Origin of the sequence: Leptospira abararensis (genome assembly GCF_016918735.1) — a bacterium.
GTDB classification, from domain to species: Bacteria; Spirochaetota; Leptospiria; order Leptospirales; family Leptospiraceae; genus Leptospira_A; species Leptospira_A abararensis.
Map to the genome: position 1 here is coordinate 172,223 of NZ_JAFFPR010000035.1, position 18,549 is coordinate 190,771.

An 18,549-nucleotide genomic window follows, 5' to 3' on the forward strand; every position below is an offset into this window, starting at 1 on the left:
AAGGATTTCTTGAAAAGGCAGGTAGTGCTATTTACGCAGATTGTTGTTTTTCCAATCGTTTTTTCATAAGGAACCCGAGGGCAGCTCCCACTACAATCAAACTTGCCGAAACTTCCAAAGCGTTTTTACGAACTGCTTTGATTAGGTAGGCAGAAAAACCATTGTCAGCATAAAAATCACTCACTCGAACCACATACGAAGGGCGGTTTGGCGCTGGAATTTGATCAATATGGAGATACCAATCTTTATGAGCCACGCCATTGGAGTGCATCCAAGAGTTAAAGAAGATATAACCAGAAGTGGAAGGTTTACGAATGTCATTACCTTCTGTTGGGTGGTTAAAAACTCCCGGAACAATGATGGCCCATGGGAAGCCATTTTTATCGATAAAGGAATCTTTTCCCTTATTATCCTTAAAGTAACCAGGACGATAGATTTGTCTGAACACTCCATCTGTCTTTTGGTTGATCGCAAGGAAGTAGTTCAAATGTCCACCCACTAGATTTTTAGTTTCATTCAAATCGACTGGTTCATCAAAAGTTATGGTAACTTGTGCAGTCACTCCACGAACGAAATCATTGATCGTAAAAGTAGATCCTGCATTCGGAGCATTTTTACTACCGAAAAGTGTTTTGTCAGAACTAGGAAGGATGAGGACTCCTCGTTTGAGTTGCTCTGCGTTCAAAGTCCCACCAGTACAATCTCCAGCTACATTGGCAGTGTATTTGGATGCAGAAGCACATCCACTCCATGGATTTCCACTTCCATCTACATAACTCACTTGGACCGTTGCATTTGTCGGAACATCCAAAGAGAGTCTGAGTTCGTGATTGTATCCTGCCCCTTTTGCCACATGGGTATAAGTGCCGCGAATGACCTTCACCTTGTTTGTTGGAGTTTTGTCCATCTCTGTGCTAAATACAGTGGAGTGGTCATTTAAGTCGGCATCTCCTGCTGATGGATACATGTCTTCGAAAGCAATCGTGTATCGACCGGAACGTGCTGTGGATGCAAGACTTGGATCCTCAGGAAACTCATCATAAACATTCGCAATTCCATCGCAATCGGAATCAACTGATTGCACACAACCGTTTACAGGTTGGAAGTTGGTTGTCTCAACATTGACAACAGGAGCAACCACTACAGTTCCTTCGGATCCAGAGCCGGTGGATGGTTGTTGAACGGGAGCAGATCCTGTAATCTCCACAACTTCCCCCGTTGTTGGGTTCACACCAATCACACTGATTTCGACAGTGGTTACTGTTGGTGGTACACTGATAGGAATGGTAACGGATCCATTGGAATCGGTAGTTCCCACTCCGACCACATTGGGGTCTCCAGTAGTTGTGGTTTCTGTAACGGTCACAGGTGCATTGGCAACCGGACCCGATTCGTTTTCCACGACGACAGTTACGGGAACTGTGATATTGGTTTCAAAATTAAAGCTGCCACCATTGGTTTGGTCTACAACTGCAGTTGTTGTTTCATTATTGACCGTTGTTGGTGCTGGCGTTGGGGCGGAAGCAACAGGAGCTGTCGGTGTTGTTACCTCAGTTCCCGGTGTGGTTGTGGTATTTCCGCCATCAGTTGGGGTTGCTGTGGGAGCAGTGATTTGACCCGGATCCGTGGTTTCTAGTCCCACGACTGTGAACGTGCCATCACCAGTATCAGCAGAGGAAGTAGCCGCTTGTGCGGTCCCATCACCTAAGCCCAAAAATGGGAGAAGTAATAAACCCTTCTTTTTATTGGAACAATCCAGAAGTAAAAGGGGAATTGATAAAAGAACTAACCATCGATTCATATTGAGATATCCTACCTGTTATAGGGAATTAAACGACAAAATACTTAAAAAATCAACGTTGATTTCATAAAATTTAGGGAAATCCATTGGATTTTTGGGGGAATGTACGAACAAGGTTGAAAAAAAGAACGAAAAAGAAATCAAATCAGACATAAATCTAATTTGATTTCCACAAACTTTAATTTGTAGCTACATGGGCAACTGCGTTTCCGAATACAAAGTTTTGAAACCTTATGTTTTGGAACCCCAGTTCTCTAAGGATACCTGCGAGGGTCTCTTGGTCAGGATAGGCTTTGGAAGAATGAGGGAGATAATCAAACATCTCATTTTCCTTTCCATAAAGCAAATACCCGAAGAGAGGGACAATTTTGAAAAAATAAAAGTCAGCAAAAACTTTAAGAAAAGCTGGTCTCACTCGCCCTACGTCTAGATTCACAAAAACCCCATCTTTCTTTAACACACGTTTGACTTCAAGTAGGCACTTCTTTATGTCAGAGACGTTACGGAGGCCAAAACCCATAGTCACAATATCAAAACTTCCCTCTTTGAATTGACTGAGATCCATCGCATCCCCGACGAGGAGTTGGACTCTTGGATCTTCTGGGATTTTGTGGATGGCAAAAGACAACATCTTTTCGGAAAAATCAAGACCAACGATTTGTTCGAGACCTGGTTCCTTCGAGAGCCTGAGGGCAATGTCACCTGTCCCACAACAAAGGTCTAAGGCGGATTTGGCTTCTGGGACAGATTTTTTAGCCTCTCTCACTACCCAATCTTTCCAGATGCGATGGAGAAAAAAGCTATTCCAATCGTTGAACCTATCATAGGCCCTCGCGATTCCATCAAAATTAGTTCTTACATATTCCGGTTTCTTTTCTTGGGACGGCAGTTGGTATTGGTTCATAGAGGTCGATACATCCATGAATTGGACATTTTCAATTCCCGCAATTTTGATTTTTATTCTTCTTTTTTGTTTTTCGCTTACCTCCTTTTATTTTTTCTTTCGAATTGTGCTCGGGTTAAAGAAATTAGAGGACAGGGATTTTCGTTCTAGGTTGTTTCCTAAAGAACCAACGGAGGCAGAGTTGGAATTGTTCTTTTCTCCTTTGGAAAGGACCATCCATTGGTTGCCAACCATTGCCTCTCTCTCCATGCTTCTCGGTCTTCTTGGGACAGTGATAGGAATTAACTCTGCTTTTGGTGCCATGGAAGCTCAGGGGAAAGTCAGCTTAGAGGTGCTAGCTGGTGGAATCAAAGATGCTTTGAATACCACAATCGCAGGCCTTCTTGTTGCAATCCCTTCTCTGTATTTTCATCGGTTTGCCGAAAACAAAATTCGTTATATTTCGGAACTTATGGTAAAGGACTTTTCTAAAAACCAATGAAACTCCGTAAATCGAATTCGGATTCATCGATTGATATCAGTAGTCTCATTGACGTATTGTTTATCTTATTAATTTTTTTAATGTTAGCCGTTAGGTTTACAGAAACAACATCAACTTTGCAATTAGACCTTCCCAAAACACAAACGGAGTCTATAGGCGAAAAATCTCCAAAATTCAAAATTCAAATTAACCATTCAGGTTCGATTTTTTTTGATGGAAAAGAGACTCCAAAAGACTCACTAACACTCATCATTCCTAAAAATGAGGATGGGAGATCTTCCATCGTTTTGGAAGTCGATAAGAGAGCCTTATTTGAGTCTTTTGTTTTAGTAACGGACTTATTAAAGTCGAAAGGATACCAAAAAGTTGATATCGTCACTCTAAAGGATTAGAGGACTGGACCAAATCGATTAGAAATTTATACTTTTTATTTTTTACTTTTTGTTCTAAGATATATTTTCCCTTATCCTCTGTCATAATTGTATCCAGGACACCGATGAGTTGACCAAAGTTTTGAATCCGAATCAATTGCAAAATTTCTCGTTTGAGTTCTGGGGCCGATGTGTTTAAAAAAGTTTGTACAAACTCTTCTTCGGACTCTTCCAGTTTGGTTGTCTCTCCTAGTTCTTTTGTATGTACGGGGCCGATTTTTGATTTTTGAACCAATTCTCCGGGAATGATTTCCAAGCGAGTTAAAGGAATTTCAAACCAGAATTCGGATCCTTCTCCAATGATACTTTTCACATGGATCGAACCTCCTAGAAATTCAACTAACTGATGACAGATGGAAAGTCCAAGTCCCGTTCCTTCTTTGTAGGAACTTCCTTGTTCTGTTTGTTGGAATGCTTCAAATATTGAATGTAATTGGTCATTGGGAATTCCAATTCCTGAATCTTTTACAATGAATTTTACTGTATCGAAAGAATGTTCTGGGGTACGTTGGATAATTATTTCTAAACTTACAGAACCTTGGTTTGTAAACTTCAATGCATTTCCAAGTAAATTAACAAGTATTTGGCGTATTTTTTGTAAATCAGCTTCGTAATAACAGGATTCAATAACACTTGGATTTAAGAGTTCGAAACTAATTGATTTTTCAGAAAACCGATAAGAGAACATGGAAAATAAAGTGTCCCAAAGTTGAACAAGTGAAAATCGTTCCCTGAATTCCGTCATTTTCCCTGCTTCAATTTTTGATAGATCTAAAATATCATTAATCATTCCAAGTAAATGGACTCCGTTTTCATAAAGAGAATTTACATAACCCTTTAGGTGGTTCGGAAGATTTGGATCTTTTTCTAAAATTTGTGAAAACCCAATCACTGCATGAAGGGGAGTTCTTAGCTCATGTGTAATTTTAGAAAAGAAAACGGATTTGGAACGATTTGCTTTGATGGCGGCTTCCACGGCTTTTTGTAATCGTTTGTTTTGTAATTGTATTTTTTGAGAATAATCGTTTAATTTATCCTCAGCAAGTTTGCGATCAGTAATATCAAAGACAGTGGATTTACTAATCACAAAATTTCCAGCTTTGTCGTAAGTGGCTGTTGAATTTAAACTAACAAAAAAAGTAGATCTGTCTTTTCTTACAAATTCTAATTCGACACCAGTTAAGTTTTCGTTTGGGAACGAATCTGTAATCAGTCTATATTTATCTTGGCTACTTTCTGTGAGTAAGTCACTGAATTTATAGTTCCCAACAATCTCTTCTCTAGAATAACCTAACCAATCCAATTCGGTGTCGTTGATAGAAACAATCGTATTGTCTTTATCGAAGGAATGATAACCGCAAGGTGCATTGTTATAGAGGTCTAAAATCCGTTCATAGGATTTCATTAAATTTTCTTCGGCAATCTTTCTATTTGTGATGTCGTTTCCAATTGACAATACTTCGTATGGGTACCCAAATTCATTTTTTAAAATACGGTTGGACCAAGTGACGGTTCGTTTGTCATTTTCTCCTATAAACACATCATATTCTTGCCGAATATTTTGTTCTGGTCTATGGAAAATATTCCATAACTGGGATTTCACTTCATTGGATTTTTCGAAAGGAATTTGAAATAAATCTAATACTACATCTTTTCCTTCGGCAACTTCTCTCGTAATTTGAAAGAACTCTTCTGCGTAGGGATTGATGGAATGAATTTTAAAATCAGGACTCCAACGAATGATGATAGAGTTTGCTGTATCATAAATATCTTGGTACTGTTTTTCTTTTTCCCGGATGGTGCGTTCGATTTCTTCAGAATTACTTAGGTTTTTTCGGAAAAGGATTAACCTTAATTTTCTCTCTCTCCTATATGCATTATGATAATAATAGCCTACAAACAACAATCCAGAAGCAATCAGGATTGTGAGAAACTCATCAATCATTTAATTTCCAAAAGTAACATAGTCATATCGTCTGCTACTTTTCCACCAGAATAATCCAATACTTCCTCCTGCACGGATTCGAGGAATTCTCTTCCCGAGAGATGGATTCGACTTTCAATAAGTTCCGAAAATTTTTGGTCTCCTAAATACTCTTCCTTTTCATTAGGCACTTCAAACATTCCATCAGAAAATAAGAATAACCTATCTCCTGAGTTTAAAAACAAGTCTTCATTTTCCGCATTGAGTTGGTCAGGAAACATCATGAGACAAAAACCTTTAGTCCCGAGTTTGATGATCTTTTGGTCTCGAATTAAAAACATATTATGGTGTCCTGCCATAGAGTAGGAGAGAAGGTTTTCTTCAGCTTTGTATCGGATATAAATGGCACTAATAAAATGCGTACTAATCAGTGGAGTAAGAGTACTATGAATCCAATATAAACTTTCGCTAGGTGATAGAAAGGATTTGTCCATAGTTTTGAAAGTGATGATTGCCATAAGGGATACCATCGCTGCTGCAATTCCATGACCAGTTACGTCCCCAAATAAAATATCTAAATCTCCGGAAGGTAACAGATCGTAGGTGATTAGGTCCCCTCCAACTAAGTCCATAGGTTTGTAGGAAGTATAAATTTGATACAGTGGAGAAGGTGGGAACTGAAAACTGACTAAATTTTCCTGGTTAGCTTTTGCAAGTTCCAAATCTTTTTGGATGGCCTGTAAAAGATCGATTCTTTCTTTTTCAAGAGTTTTGATCTTGATATGGGTTCGGATTCTGGCTAAAATTTCTGATTCTTGAAAGGGTTTGGTTATGTAATCAACCGCACCCGTTTCTAGTCCTTTCACAATGTCACAGGTTTCATTCAATGCGGATAAAAAGAGAATGGGGGTGTTTTTGGAGCGATCGGTAGCAAGCAATCGTTTGGCGACATCAAGTCCACTGATTCCGGGCAATAAAATGTCGAGTAAAATTAAGTCAAAATCAAGTGCTTCCGCAAGTTCTAAGGCATATTCGCCATCATAGGCCACCGCCACTTCATACCCTTGGTTTAGTAAAATATGAGTGATAATTTCAATATTGGTTTCGTTATCATCGACGACCAAAATTTTCGCCGCGTGTTTTGTGTGCACAATTCATGAAGGATTCGGTGCAAAAAACATTTGGCAAGAGATTTTTAATCTAGTTTGATTCTCTAAGATAGAGAAATGAAAAAGATCATCCACATCGACATGGACGCGTTTTATGCATCAGTGGAACAAAGAGACTTTCCTGAAATGCGAGGGAAACCTGTTGTGGTTGGTGGTTCTCCGCATTCTAGAGGAGTGGTCTGTGCTGCCAGTTATGAAGCGAGAAAATTTGGGGTTCGGTCTGCCATTCCTTGTTTTCAGGCATATAAACTTTGTCCGGAAGCTATTTTTACACCGCCAAGGTTTGAAGTATACAAAGCAGTTTCTAAAAAAATTAGGTCCATCTTTTTGGAATACACCGATTTGGTAGAACCGCTTTCTTTGGATGAAGCTTACTTGGATGTCACAGTCAATAAATTAGATATTCCTCTTGCGAGTACAATTGCAAAAGAAATTAGGAAAAAAATCTTTGAACGAACTGGTCTCACTTGTTCTGCGGGAGTTGCTCAAAATAAATTTTTGGCAAAAATGGCTTCTGAAAAAAATAAACCTAACGGACTCTATGTGGTTCTTCCTGGAGATGAAGAAAAATTTTTGGATGATCTACCATTATACAGCTTTCATGGGATTGGGAAAAAAACTTATGAAAGACTCTCTCTTTTGGGATTTACTAAGGGATCGGAACTAAGGAAAGCAGAGGAATCATTTTTAGTTCAAGAATTTGGAAAAATGGGTGCTGTTTTTTATCGAATGACAAGGGGACTTGATGATCGGGATGTGATCCCTTTTCGAGATCCCAAATCAATTGGTGTGGAAACTACTTTTACACATGATTCGGAAGACTTTGCTTATTTATTACTTACCTTGGAGACCCTATCTAAAGAATTAGAAGAAAGAATGAGCCGTAAAAACAAACAAGGCAAAACACTCACTTTAAAAATCAAATTTGAAGATTTTACCGTGAAACAAAAATCTATTTCATCCGATTCTATTTTCTACTTGGCAGACAATCTTTTCCAACAATCCTCGAATTTGTTGGCAAATGTTTGGAAAGAAAACGCCGATCCATTCAAAAAAATTCGACTTTTAGGAATTTCCGTTACCAACTTTACTTCAGATGAAATCAATCAGGACCAACCTTCACTCTTCGGTTAAACTATGTTAGATAACGACAACGATTTAGAATCTCTCGGGCCTTTAAAAGTACTACGTGTCCAAGGGGACCCAGATGCCCCTACTGTAGTATTATTTCACGGTTATGGTGCTAGTGCTTTTGATTTATATCCCATCCATGAAGTATTAGTCACAGATCAAAAATTCAACTGGGTATTTCCGCACGGACATTTGAGTATTCCTCTTATGCCAGGGTATTCGGGGCGGGCCTGGTTTCCGATTGATATGGCTGCTCTGGAAGAAGCCATTCGGAAAAATGATTTCAGGAATTTTGCCAACAAAGATCCCGAAGGAATGGATGTTGCACGTCAGGCAGCATATCTAATGTTAGATGCTCTTGAAGTTCCTTGGAACCAACTAATATTGGGTGGGTTTTCACAAGGTGCTATGCTTGCCACAGACCTAACTCTTAGAAAAGAGGAAATCTCCAAGGGCCTTATGATCCTTTCTGGGGCACTTGTCAATGAATCTCTTTGGAAAGAGTTAGCACCCAAAAAATCAATTTTACGATTTTTCCAATCGCACGGTGAATTTGATCCTATCCTTGGTTATGCGAACGCCAAAAAATTAGAAAAGTTACTTCGTAACTCGGGACTTCTTGGTGAATTCGTCGCTTTTAATGGTGGCCATGAAATTCCGGCACCCGTCATCCAAGGGATCAGTCGTTATTTGAATAGTTTGTCTTAAAAATTCTCGTTGGCAAACCGGTTTGGATCAGTCTAAGTCAGTGGATGGTCATTATGAAACAGTTTCTAATTACATTTCTTTGTTTTGGTTTGTGGCAAGGAATCTCTGCCGAAGGGTTCGATCACAAACATTTGGTTTGGGACTCACTTCTTAAAAAGAATGTAAAAAATGGACTGGTTTCCTATAAGGGAATCCAATCGGAAGAAGTTAACTTTCGCCAATACCTAGAAACTCTTTCCAAAGTATCTGAAGCCCAGTACCAGGGTTTCACAGAAAAAGAAAAACAAAGTTTTCTCATCAACGCTTATAATGCTTTTACGATCAAATTGATTCTCGACCACTATCCTGTGGAAAGTATCACAGAAATTGGATCTCCTTTTTCCAAAATCAATTTAGCTCGCGGGATTCCTTGGAAAAAAGAATTCTTTTCCCTACTTGGAAAATCAAGGCACTTGGATTGGATTGAACATGAAAAGTTACGAAAAGACTTCAATGAACCAAGAATCCATTTTGCAATTGTTTGTGCTTCCATCGGTTGTCCGCATTTGATTTCAGAAGCTTACACACCGAACGCGTTAGAGAAACAACTCCAATCAGCAAAACTTGGTTTCTTAAAAAATCCAAAAAAGAATTCTTATGATAAAACAACGAACACTTTGTACTTGAGTAAAATTTTTAATTGGTTTCAATCTGATTTCACTAAAAAAACAACCCTCATCCAATATGTACAAGAAGGGTTTGAAGAACCAATCAAACCAGACGCAAAGATTGTTTACAATGAATACAGTTGGGATTTAAACGAATTGAAATAAAATTAAGAGACTAACTCCAATTCATACGTGATCTTTGCCGTTTTTTCCAGTGTTTTGGCAACAGAACAGTATTTTTCTAAACTGAGGTCAATCGCACGTTTCACTTGTTCTTCTTTAAAGTCACCTTTTACTTTAAATTTCATATGAATGTTTTTAAAGAGATTGGCTTCTTCGACTTTTTCGCGATCCGCATCCACTTCCACAGAGTAATCTTTCACTTCGATTCTGTGTTTGTTTAGAATCATGAGAACATCAATACTACTGCAACCGGCAAGTCCCATAATCAAAAGTTCCATAGGCCTTGTCCCAGAATTTTTACCACCGATCTCAGGGGAAGCATCGATACGAATGGAGTTTCCAGATTCGTTCCGAGCTTCCAAAACATAAGGGGATTCAATTCGATTCAGTTTGATGTTCATAAATTTTAAAAAACAAAAGAGCAAAGCGGGCCAAAGACCCGCTTTTAAATACTACTTATTTGGTTGTGGAGTGTAACGTAAATAAGGTTTGATGGTGCGAAATCCTTTTGGGAATTTTTTCTTTGCATCTTCGTCAGAAACGGATGGAACGATGATTGTATCTTCTCCGTCTTTCCAGTTGGCAGGAGTTGCTACGCTAAACTGAGAAGTAAGTTGTAAAGAGTCAATCACACGTAAAAGTTCGTCAAAGTTTCTTCCCGTGGAGGCAGGGTAGGTGAGAGTTAATTTCACTTTTTTATCTGGCCCTACAACAAATACCGAACGAACTGTAGTTGTTTCACTAGCATTGGGGTGAATCATATCATAAAGATTAGATACTTTACGATCGGCATCGGCAATGATAGGATAGTTGACTATGGTTCCTTGTGTTTCGTTGATATCGGAGATCCAACCTTTGTGGCTGTCCACTGGGTCAACAGAAAGTGCGATCACTTTCACATTGCGTTTTTCGAACTCTGGTTTGATTTTTGCTACATAACCAAGTTCGGTTGTACAAACTGGTGTGTAGTCTTTGGGGTGAGAAAACAAAATCCCCCAACCTTGTCCTAAATATTCATGAAAGTCAATTTTGCCTTCAGAGGTTTCCGCTTGGAAATTGGGTGCTTCATCACCTAAACGTAGTGCCATGATTTGTCTCCTATAAGATCAGTTGTTCCCAATTTAGAAATCTTGTCTAAAAACGCAAGAAATTGTTATGCTTTATTGGATGAAGTTTCCATTTTATTGAAATAATTCGCAGATTCCTTACTTTTTTGTTCTAGTAAAAGCTCCGTCCCAATCTGGTTCTGGCGGAGTCTCTAGATAGTATTGGCAACGTTCCCAGAGGAGTTTACAGGCTTCATCCCCATTTGTGGTAAGTAGGGTGTAGAATTTTTTACCTGCGTCCTCGAATTTACGGTTCAAATAAGAGAATAGGGCAGCTTCATAGGCCTCGACAAATTGGCGGTCAGCTGCTGTTTCGTCCCCTTTTTTGGTGCGAACTTCATAAAGAGTGACTGGTTTGGTTTTTCCTTTCACACGAACAATATCCAATTTCCGAGTGAAAAAATGATCTTTCACTTCATCATGAACAAACTCAGAAACTAAAATACAAACCCCATAGTCTTTTCCTGCTGCCTCAAGTCTTGCTGCAAGATTAACGGTATCTCCCATCATCGTATAAGAGGCTAGGGCGTCCGTTCCCATAAATCCAACCTTCGCATAACCCATGTTTAGTCCAATTCGAAACTTCATCATATGGGCTTCGGGGATGTATCGATTATTCCTTATCCATTCCTCTTTCAGAACTTCTAATTTGTCTCGCATTTCGACACTGGCAGAAACTGCTTTCATACAATGGTTTTCCACATCCAAAGGTGCATTAAAAATCCCAACGATGGCATCCCCGATGTATTTATCCAAAACTCCATCATGGTGTTTTAAAATGATAGTCATCGCAGATAGATATTCGTTCAGTAAATTGGCAAGTTCCTTAGAATTTAGTTTTTCAGAAATAGCACTAAAACCCGCAATATCAGAAAAGAAGGCAGTGATGATTTTTTCACTCCCTTGTTTTAGTTTTTCTAAGTCTTTTAGAGCTTCACCTACCACAACGGGATCTACCATACTTCCAAGAACTCCGCGCATCTTTTCTCGTTCTTTCAGTCCAGAAACCATCTGGTTGAGTGCCACAGTAAGATTTCCAAATTCATCGTTCCCACCATCATCAAAATGGACATGAAGATTTCCTTGACCTACATCTTCAGCGCTGCGAATGATCTTTCGAATTTTTTGAACTACCACACCCGAGATAAAGATTGCAAATAGGATTGCCACCAAACAGATCGTAATGGCAGAAAGCACAATTTGATTTCTATTGTCTTTGATGGCCCGGATCCCATCGGTTCTATCCACAAGGGTTCGAATGAGTCCTGAAAAATTATCACGTAATACCAAGTTTGGAACATTTTCTGATTCCAAAAGATGGGTTCCATCCAACTTCCACATAATTTCTTCTGATTCACTTCGGGAGTGGCCAAAACTTCCATCAGGAAAAAGTTTTTTTAATTCTTTTGTGGGAGTTTCTTGTTCAGCAGTAACAATCCATTTTCGAATGGCCTTCCAGCGGTTCCTTTGTGTTTCTCTGGATTCTGGATCTTGGTAATAACGTTCGTATTCGGTGGGATCGGTTTTGAATTTCATCAAAATCCAATCTTCCAAGGCCACATCACGTAAACTTCTTAAGGATTCAATTTTTTCCCAATTTTCTGGAGGGATTGGGTAGTTTGTGGTTACCGCATCAAAGATCTGGTCTCTTGCTTCAATGAGTTCCTTGTAGGATTTATAAAAACTAGTAAAAAGTTTGTCCTTTGCTGGCGGAATCGGTGGTTTTGCATTTTTTAAGAATTGGATGCGTTCTCTCAGTTTCGGGATCAGTTCCGAAAGTTCGTTTGTGATTCGGTAGTCTTCTTTGATAACTTCTCGGTAGTCGCCTAATTTTGATTGTACGCTCACTAAATGGAAAGCACGTGTTGTAGAGTTTTGGTGACGGAAAAGTGGAGAATGTAATGCTTGGATTTCTCTGTCTTCCCATTCATAAACATATTGTTTTGCATCTTCGTCTAAAGCAGAAATTACATCTGACAAACGTTGGAAGGACTCCACCAAACTTTCCTCCATTTGATCAAACTGATCGATTTGTGCTAGCGGAGAGGTATTGTCGATGATTTGTGTATCAAAGGAAGCAAGTGAAGTTTCTCCTGGAATCATTGCCGATTGAGGGAAGGTCTGGATTCGAAAGAGTTGGGTGTCGAGACCCAGTTCTTCCAGTTTGCGTTTTTTGGAATCAGCATAGAACTTTGCGATGAAAAGGTCGAGTTGTGATTTATGATTTCGTATTTCTTTTTTTAGATTTTTAAGATTGGTTTCCCAATTGAGTTTAGCATCTGGGTCTTCTGGAGGTGTTTGTTTTTGGGCCTCTAAATACTTTTCTTCGTTGCGAACATAAGAAGAGGCAAGACCTTCCAAAGTGTTCCATTCCCTTTCACTAATATTTCTACCTGCTGCTTCCTTTAGTTGGTGGCGGATCTCTCGTTCCAAAACATCCACATCATCTTTGGTTAAATACACGGAAAAAAATGTATCTACCTTCTTGACTACCTTGGATGTTCCTAAAGATCCAAACAGATTGGTTTGGAATCCAAACACAGAAACCGTCTTTTTTTTGGTCACTACTTTGGCAGTTCGGTATTTTTTTAGTTCTTCTCTTTGTCTCTCTATCCTGGATTTGAATTCTTCAATGCGGATTAAGTTTTGCGATATATTCTCAATCTCCATTACCAAACTAGCGATAAAATTTTTGGAGACAGCAGCCTGTTTTTCATAACTTTCCGAAAGGATGGCTGTTTGTTGGCGGACGGTAATGATGGAAAGTAGAAGAATTGTTAAGGCGATTAGGGTGCCTGTAAACCAAGCAAGTTTAGCTCTAATTCCTTCGGAAAGGATTTTCCAGGCGGAGATGAGCCCGGATTGGACCATTTTAAAGAATTCCATAGGGATAGCTGAAACATGAGACTATGAGCTCCGAAAGCAAGATATTTTGTATTTCATGTAGTACTTTGTTAGGCGAAAAATGGAAAGAACCCAATGTAAGTTTGTTCTTTCAATTTTGCTTGCTATTTTTCAATTCGTTCGTATTGTTTTTTTAGCAAATGTCCATCAATCGATTTGATTTACTCGCCATCGGGGGCGGTCCTGCCGCACAAAAAGCTGCTATCCAAGCAAGCAAAATGGGAAAAAAAGCAGCCATCATAGAAAAAGACCCTTACTTGGGTGGCGGTTGTGTCCACTATGGAACCATCCCTTCCAAATCCTTACAAGAAACCAGTCGGTTCTACAGGAACTTAAAGTTGTCTAAACTTCACGGATTACAATCCCCACAAACGGCAACACTAACATTACAAGAACTTATGTTTCGTGCCTCTACTGTGATCGAAAAGGAAGAAGATGTCACCCGCGAACAAATGATCCAAAACCGTGTCACAACACTTACCGGTTGGGGACAAATTGTGGACGCTAACCATGTAGAGGTCACAGACTCTGCGGGAAGAAAAAAAGTCTACGAAACTGAAAACATTTTAATTGCAACTGGGAGTAGTCCTCGTAGGCCCACAAACGAAAACATCCCTTTTGAAGATGGATTGATTTACGATAGCGATGGACTTTTTGCTATGAAAAAAATGCCTACATCCTTGGCAGTAGTAGGTGCCGGAATCATTGGATCGGAATACGCAACTATCTTTGCACATATCGGAGTGCAAGTTCATCTATTCGATTCACAAAGTAGGATCCTTGGTTTTTTAGATGAAGATATTTCGAATGAAATGACTGGCATTATGCAACAATCGGGAATTTCGATCCATGTAGACTCTTCGATTACAAAGTATCATAAACTACCAAACGACGAAGGGTTCGAACTCACAACTAACAGAGGTGAAGCGGTTCGTGTCAATCAGGTGCTGATCTCTCGTGGGCGTTTAGGAAATGTAGACAATTTAGGTTTGGAATCTGTGGGTATAACACCCAATGACAGAAAACAAATTTTAGTAAACGAACACTATCAAACAAATGTTTCGAATATTTACGCCTGTGGGGATGTCATCGGGTTTCCTAGTTTGGCCTCTGTTTCCATGTACCAAGGAGCTTATGTCGCAAAACATATGTTTGGTCATTCTTCTGCCCCTGTAGACGCCGAAGAGTTTCCTATCGGAATCTATACCTTACCAGAAATTGCAACCATTGGACCAACAGAAGAAGCGTTAAAAGCCCGTGGAGTCAATTATGGAGTGGGGATGGCTCGTTTTGATACCATCACCCGTGCTCAAATCAGCGGAGACCAAGTTGGACTTTTAAAAATTCTTTTTGATAAACAAACAAGGCGAGTTCTTGGAGTTCATATCATTTCGGACAAAGCAACAGAGCTTATTGCTCTTGGACAATGTGTGGTGAATCTCAAAGCTCCCATTGAGTACTTCACCGAACACATTTTCAACTATCCAACCATGATCGGTGCCTATAAAAATGCGGCTAATGATGCCCTTTTAAGAGAAAAATAATCCGGATACCTTGAGAATCTGACCTGTTCCGGTTGTTTACTTTTATAGAGAGGAACGGGATTTTACTTGTCAGAGACTCGGTTTTACCAACACATACAAGATTGTGTCAGACAAAGCTGTCTCTATGAGTCAAATTTATGAAAGAAGCCATAAGCGTATTTATGACTTCCTTTACAAGTACACTCAAAACGCGGACACGGCAATGGATTTGATGCAAGACAGTTTCTTAAGTTTCCATAAGCACTACGGCGAAGCCGGTCTCTCGGAAGAGAAGTCTGTAATGGTTTTGTACACGATTGCCCGCAATTTATCTATCAATTATGCTAAAAAATTTTCTACAACACGGGAGATTGTCTCCGATGAGATCGAGTTTCATAGCCACAATCCTAAACTCGAAACGAAGGCAGAATACCAAGATTTAGAAGATAGGCTCTATTCCTTTTTGGGCGAGTTATCGGAAGATGAACGGTCTGCTTTGTTACTCAAAAATGTGGAAGGATTTCAGCTGGTTCAAATCGCTGAGGTTTTGGGAGTTTCGGTTTCTACCGCTTCTCGGTTGGTCATTCGGGCCACAGAGAAGGTGTTAGCCATTGCTAAGAGAGAAAATCTGGTACCGGATTAGTATAATGAACGAATTTGATAAGCAACATACAATCGCTAAATGGGAAGAACTCCTACGTAAACCCGCAAAGGTTACCGAGTCCAGAGAATTCCCTACTTGGGAGACAGTATCGAAACGAAACATCCAATTCGAATACAATCCAAACCAAGTTCCTAGATCCAATGTTATTTCTTTTTTCCGTAAACCCATGGGTCTTGCCCTTGTTGGTGGGTCGGCTTTGTCGCTTGCGGCAACACTGTTTTTTGTTTTTTTCCTAAATCCATCCCAAACAAAAAATTCCGAACTGGCGTTGGCTCCTTCTGCTAAAAAAACAACCCAGACGGTTTCTCCTTTGAAGGTTATAGTTTCTTCTGTAAAAGGAAAGGTTTCTGTCCTACCGCAAGGGAGTTCTAACCCTGTCCCTCTGGTGAAAAAATACCAACTGGCATCGGGAGATGTGGTCATTACGGAAGGGTCTTCTCAAATCGATATAGATTTTGAAACTGGTTCTTGGATGCGGATTACTCCCAATTCAGAAGTGGTTTTAGATCTGATTGAAAAAACAAATGAGGCTCAATCTCAAAAGTTTTCTGTAAAAAAAGGTAAATTATTTGCCTCTGTCTCCAAACTTTCTAAAGACAGCCAGTTTGTTGTCCAAGCGGGAGAACATCTTACGCAGGTTAGAGGAACTGTATTCAGTGTCCAATTTGATGGGAAGTCCGAAGTGGTGGCAGTGCGCGAAGGTTCCGTTGCAGTCGATGATCTTATTTTAACTTCAAAACAACAAACGGTTGTAAAACTAGGAGAAGCACTATCAGTAGCTGCAATCCCTTTAAATTCCAAAGAAGATAAGGAACTCAAAGCATTCCAAACGCAAACCATACTGGCTCGTGAGTCTCTGCTTTACGAAGAACATGCTAGATTAGAACTTGTACGATTGGAAGATGGAACGGAATACCGAGGAGTGATCCTTGGTCAGTCGGAAACGCATCTACATTTCCAAGGATTGGAAGGTCTTATCGAAATCCCGATCCAAAAGATTTTAGAAACAGAAAAAATCCGTTAATCTCTATAAGTTTTTGACAATTTTGTCTTTTTCTGAGAGGCTCATCTCTAACACCCTAGGGGAACACCTTAAAGGAAGCCATGCCGCAAAATCACAAAAAAACCTTTCGTTTTCACTATCTCATCGATAAGGAATTCCAGTTAAAGTTTTTAGCTCATTATTCTCTTTTGTTTATATCTGGGGTTCTTGTGACTTTAGGTTTTTTATACTGGTTGAACCAAGCTAAGTATGATGGTGGGGCAGTGTTTCGTCTTCGCCAAGATGCACAAACAGTGTTTTGGAAAGTTGAAAATGAGGAACCGACTCCAAGCGAATTGAAAAATAAATTTGTTCCTAGAGAAATTTACCTCCCCAACTATGACCACCAATTGAATATGTATACCATTCAATTTGACGCAGTAGTCACACTTTCTGTCTTGTACTTACTTTTGATCACAGTGTTTTCAGTCTTTAAATCTCATAAGATGGCTGGTCCCGTTTTCAGCATCAAACGTTCTTTGCAAAGGATGGCTTCTGGTGAACCCATTGAAACCATCCGAATCCGGAAAGGGGATGAGTTCCAAGAACTAGTGGAAGTGCTGAATGAAGTGATTCAAAAACGCGTCGGCGATAGTTCTAGGAAATAATCATAATAAAACTATGTCGCATGGCCCCCAAAGAGCCCCCGCCCTGAATAGGGTGGTGGAGGCGGGCTCGTGGGCTTTCCCAAAACCACACCTAACATAAATTCCCTCGTCTATCAACTTCTACTTTCAATTCCGAATTTTTTATTTCTGTTTGTTCATATTTTGGGCAGCGATGATTGCTTTAGCAAAATAATTCGAAGCCTTTTTCCGAATTAAAAATGAAACGTTCGCACGACCCAAACTAATTTTCCCACAAACCTATATTCTCCGCAAGTTTAGTCTTTGTGATTCTACTCTGTTAGTTGAGATTCGTTGTGGATATCCATTTTACTGCAGCTAACATGGAAGAACAAAAAAACATTATATTCATATTATTGCATCATCTTGTATTTTTTTTAAAAAAATTTGATATGATACAATAACTTTTGTCATAGCAAAGTATAAAAAATCTTGACGTTAGTTCTAATTGAAAATTACTCTGATCGAAGTTTTCCGATAAAACAATATTTCTTCGGATCGTAATTTGTTTTACGGTAGCTAAATTTAATTAACTAAAGGGTTTTATGAAAATAGTTAACGTTTTGTTATTTTTAGGAGTATTCTTTCTGCTCTTAAATTGTGAAAAGAAAAAAGATGTACCTTGTGAAGAGGATATTGTTTGTTCTTACTTACTCGTGAATTCTTCCGTAAAAGGGACTCTACATATTACTGCTGTTAATGGAGCAGTGAATAATGTTGGAACTTATACCGTAGCAGTACATAGTGAAGCAAACTGTACAGGTAGTGCAGTGCGAACTGCAAGTTTTAGTGATACAATCCCCGATAGAAGCGAGTCATTTTTTAGTAGTTTTTCATCGAACACTCAATATTCGGTTCGAGCGTTCTCTGGCGCTACATCGCTTTGTTCTTCTACATTCTCGTATAACATCGACAAACAAACCGTGAACTGCCAAATCAGCGCATCTGCTATTACTTGCATTTAGTTACTAACAACGACTAAATAGAGATTTTGATTCATCGTTGTTTTGATGAGAATATTTTCGATGAATCAAAATCTCTTTCAATATGATACTTCATACAACGTATCATATCGAAGTCTTTGTCATCCGCAATTGTCCTGTCACCGATCGCAGCGAAAATCCTTTCCCAAAGGGAAAGATTGGAGCGTAGAGCGGGATCGCTTCCTGTTTTAGATTTTGATTCGTAAATCCAGGTGCGAGGCGCATTTGATCTGGATAATCAGATCCGAATACTTTTACTTTTGAAGCATTATTTTGATTTGGAATACTATTAATTATGAGGCAATATGGCACTCGTATTGAA

General features: G+C 39.3%; 18 protein-coding genes. 10 read left to right on the top strand and 8 right to left on the bottom strand.

Annotation, left to right across the window (positions count from 1 at the left end; all coding sequences use genetic code 11):
* Positions 1 to 31: 31 nt before the first annotated feature.
* Both JWG40_RS11430 and JWG40_RS11435 read right to left on the bottom strand, forming a co-directional pair.
* The gene (locus JWG40_RS11430) at positions 32 to 1,801 is read right to left on the bottom strand and encodes an LruC domain-containing protein (RefSeq protein ID WP_205285924.1); all 1,770 of its coding nucleotides are present in this window, start codon (positions 1,799 to 1,801) and stop codon (positions 32 to 34) included.
* A gap of 178 nt (positions 1,802 to 1,979) precedes the next feature.
* The gene (locus JWG40_RS11435; protein ID WP_205285950.1) at positions 1,980 to 2,705 is read right to left on the bottom strand and encodes a ubiquinone/menaquinone biosynthesis methyltransferase; all 726 of its coding nucleotides are present in this window, start codon (positions 2,703 to 2,705) and stop codon (positions 1,980 to 1,982) included.
* Between the two features lie 16 nt (positions 2,706 to 2,721).
* Between JWG40_RS11435 and JWG40_RS11440 the strand changes: the two genes are divergently transcribed.
* Together JWG40_RS11440 and JWG40_RS11445 are read left to right on the top strand one after the other, a co-directional pair.
* Entirely contained in the window at positions 2,722 to 3,186 is a 465-nt protein-coding gene (locus JWG40_RS11440; RefSeq protein ID WP_205285925.1) for a MotA/TolQ/ExbB proton channel family protein, read from the top strand.
* On the top strand, positions 3,183 to 3,578 hold the full coding sequence (locus JWG40_RS11445) for an ExbD/TolR family protein (RefSeq protein ID WP_205285926.1): 396 nt from the start codon (positions 3,183 to 3,185) through the stop codon (positions 3,576 to 3,578). The genes JWG40_RS11440 and JWG40_RS11445 overlap by 4 nt, the downstream gene beginning before the upstream one ends.
* Here JWG40_RS11445 and JWG40_RS11450 read toward each other — a convergent pair.
* Together JWG40_RS11450 and JWG40_RS11455 are read right to left on the bottom strand one after the other, a co-directional pair.
* Positions 3,562 to 5,562, bottom strand: coding sequence for a PAS domain-containing sensor histidine kinase (locus JWG40_RS11450; RefSeq protein ID WP_205285927.1), 2,001 nt, complete (start codon positions 5,560 to 5,562; stop codon positions 3,562 to 3,564). The two genes, JWG40_RS11445 and JWG40_RS11450, sit on opposite strands and share 17 nt — an antisense overlap.
* The gene (locus tag JWG40_RS11455; protein WP_205285928.1) at positions 5,559 to 6,692 is read right to left on the bottom strand and encodes a PP2C family protein-serine/threonine phosphatase; all 1,134 of its coding nucleotides are present in this window, start codon (positions 6,690 to 6,692) and stop codon (positions 5,559 to 5,561) included. Before JWG40_RS11455 ends, JWG40_RS11450 begins: the two co-directional genes overlap by 4 nt.
* A 75-nt stretch (positions 6,693 to 6,767) precedes the next feature.
* Here JWG40_RS11455 and dinB point away from each other — a divergent pair, with 75 nt between their 5' ends.
* From dinB to JWG40_RS11470, 3 genes are read left to right on the top strand one after another with little or no spacing between them, the layout of a single operon-like run.
* Positions 6,768 to 7,844, top strand: coding sequence for a DNA polymerase IV (gene dinB, locus JWG40_RS11460; RefSeq protein WP_205285929.1), 1,077 nt, complete (start codon positions 6,768 to 6,770; stop codon positions 7,842 to 7,844).
* A gap of 3 nt (positions 7,845 to 7,847) precedes the next feature.
* Positions 7,848 to 8,549 (top strand): alpha/beta hydrolase, encoded by a 702-nt coding sequence (locus tag JWG40_RS11465; protein ID WP_205285930.1) that lies wholly within the window; start codon positions 7,848 to 7,850, stop codon positions 8,547 to 8,549.
* A gap of 53 nt (positions 8,550 to 8,602) precedes the next feature.
* Positions 8,603 to 9,361: a DUF547 domain-containing protein gene (locus JWG40_RS11470; RefSeq protein WP_205285931.1), complete on the top strand. Its 759-nt coding sequence runs from the start codon at positions 8,603 to 8,605 to the stop codon at positions 9,359 to 9,361.
* Positions 9,362 to 9,363: 2 nt separating this feature from the next.
* Here JWG40_RS11470 and JWG40_RS11475 read toward each other — a convergent pair whose 3' ends face one another.
* From JWG40_RS11475 to JWG40_RS11485, 3 genes are all read right to left on the bottom strand, one after another.
* Complete coding sequence (locus JWG40_RS11475; RefSeq protein ID WP_205285932.1) at positions 9,364 to 9,780, bottom strand: OsmC family protein; 417 nt, start codon at positions 9,778 to 9,780, stop codon at positions 9,364 to 9,366.
* 51 nt (positions 9,781 to 9,831) lie between these two features.
* Positions 9,832 to 10,467: a peroxiredoxin gene (locus tag JWG40_RS11480; protein ID WP_135660715.1), complete on the bottom strand. Its 636-nt coding sequence runs from the start codon at positions 10,465 to 10,467 to the stop codon at positions 9,832 to 9,834.
* Between the two features lie 117 nt (positions 10,468 to 10,584).
* Positions 10,585 to 13,356 carry an adenylate/guanylate cyclase domain-containing protein gene (locus JWG40_RS11485; RefSeq protein WP_205285933.1) on the bottom strand — a complete coding sequence of 924 codons (2,772 nt, stop codon included), beginning with the start codon at positions 13,354 to 13,356 and terminating at the stop codon, positions 10,585 to 10,587.
* 173 nt (positions 13,357 to 13,529) lie between these two features.
* On the opposite strand from JWG40_RS11485, the gene sthA reads away from it, so the two are divergent.
* The 5 genes from sthA to JWG40_RS11510 all read left to right on the top strand — a co-directional run bounded on the left by sthA (position 13,530) and on the right by JWG40_RS11510 (position 18,209).
* Entirely contained in the window at positions 13,530 to 14,933 is a 1,404-nt protein-coding gene (gene sthA, locus JWG40_RS11490; protein WP_205285934.1) for a Si-specific NAD(P)(+) transhydrogenase, read from the top strand.
* Positions 14,934 to 15,057: 124 nt separating this feature from the next.
* On the top strand, positions 15,058 to 15,555 hold the full coding sequence (locus JWG40_RS11495) for an RNA polymerase sigma factor (protein ID WP_205285935.1): 498 nt from the start codon (positions 15,058 to 15,060) through the stop codon (positions 15,553 to 15,555).
* A 4-nt stretch (positions 15,556 to 15,559) separates the two neighbouring features.
* Positions 15,560 to 16,600 carry a FecR family protein gene (locus JWG40_RS11500; RefSeq protein ID WP_205285936.1) on the top strand — a complete coding sequence of 347 codons (1,041 nt, stop codon included), beginning with the start codon at positions 15,560 to 15,562 and terminating at the stop codon, positions 16,598 to 16,600.
* 80 nt (positions 16,601 to 16,680) lie between these two features.
* On the top strand, positions 16,681 to 17,226 hold the full coding sequence (locus JWG40_RS11505; RefSeq protein WP_205285937.1) for a HAMP domain-containing protein: 546 nt from the start codon (positions 16,681 to 16,683) through the stop codon (positions 17,224 to 17,226).
* A 563-nt stretch (positions 17,227 to 17,789) separates the two neighbouring features.
* Positions 17,790 to 18,209, top strand: a complete 420-nt coding sequence (locus tag JWG40_RS11510; protein ID WP_205285938.1) for a hypothetical protein — start codon at positions 17,790 to 17,792, stop codon at positions 18,207 to 18,209.
* Between the two features lie 102 nt (positions 18,210 to 18,311).
* Here the strand turns inward: JWG40_RS11510 and JWG40_RS11515 are convergent.
* Positions 18,312 to 18,549, bottom strand: a 238-nt coding sequence (locus tag JWG40_RS11515; protein WP_205285939.1) for a hypothetical protein, incomplete at its 5' end; no start/stop codon positions are given.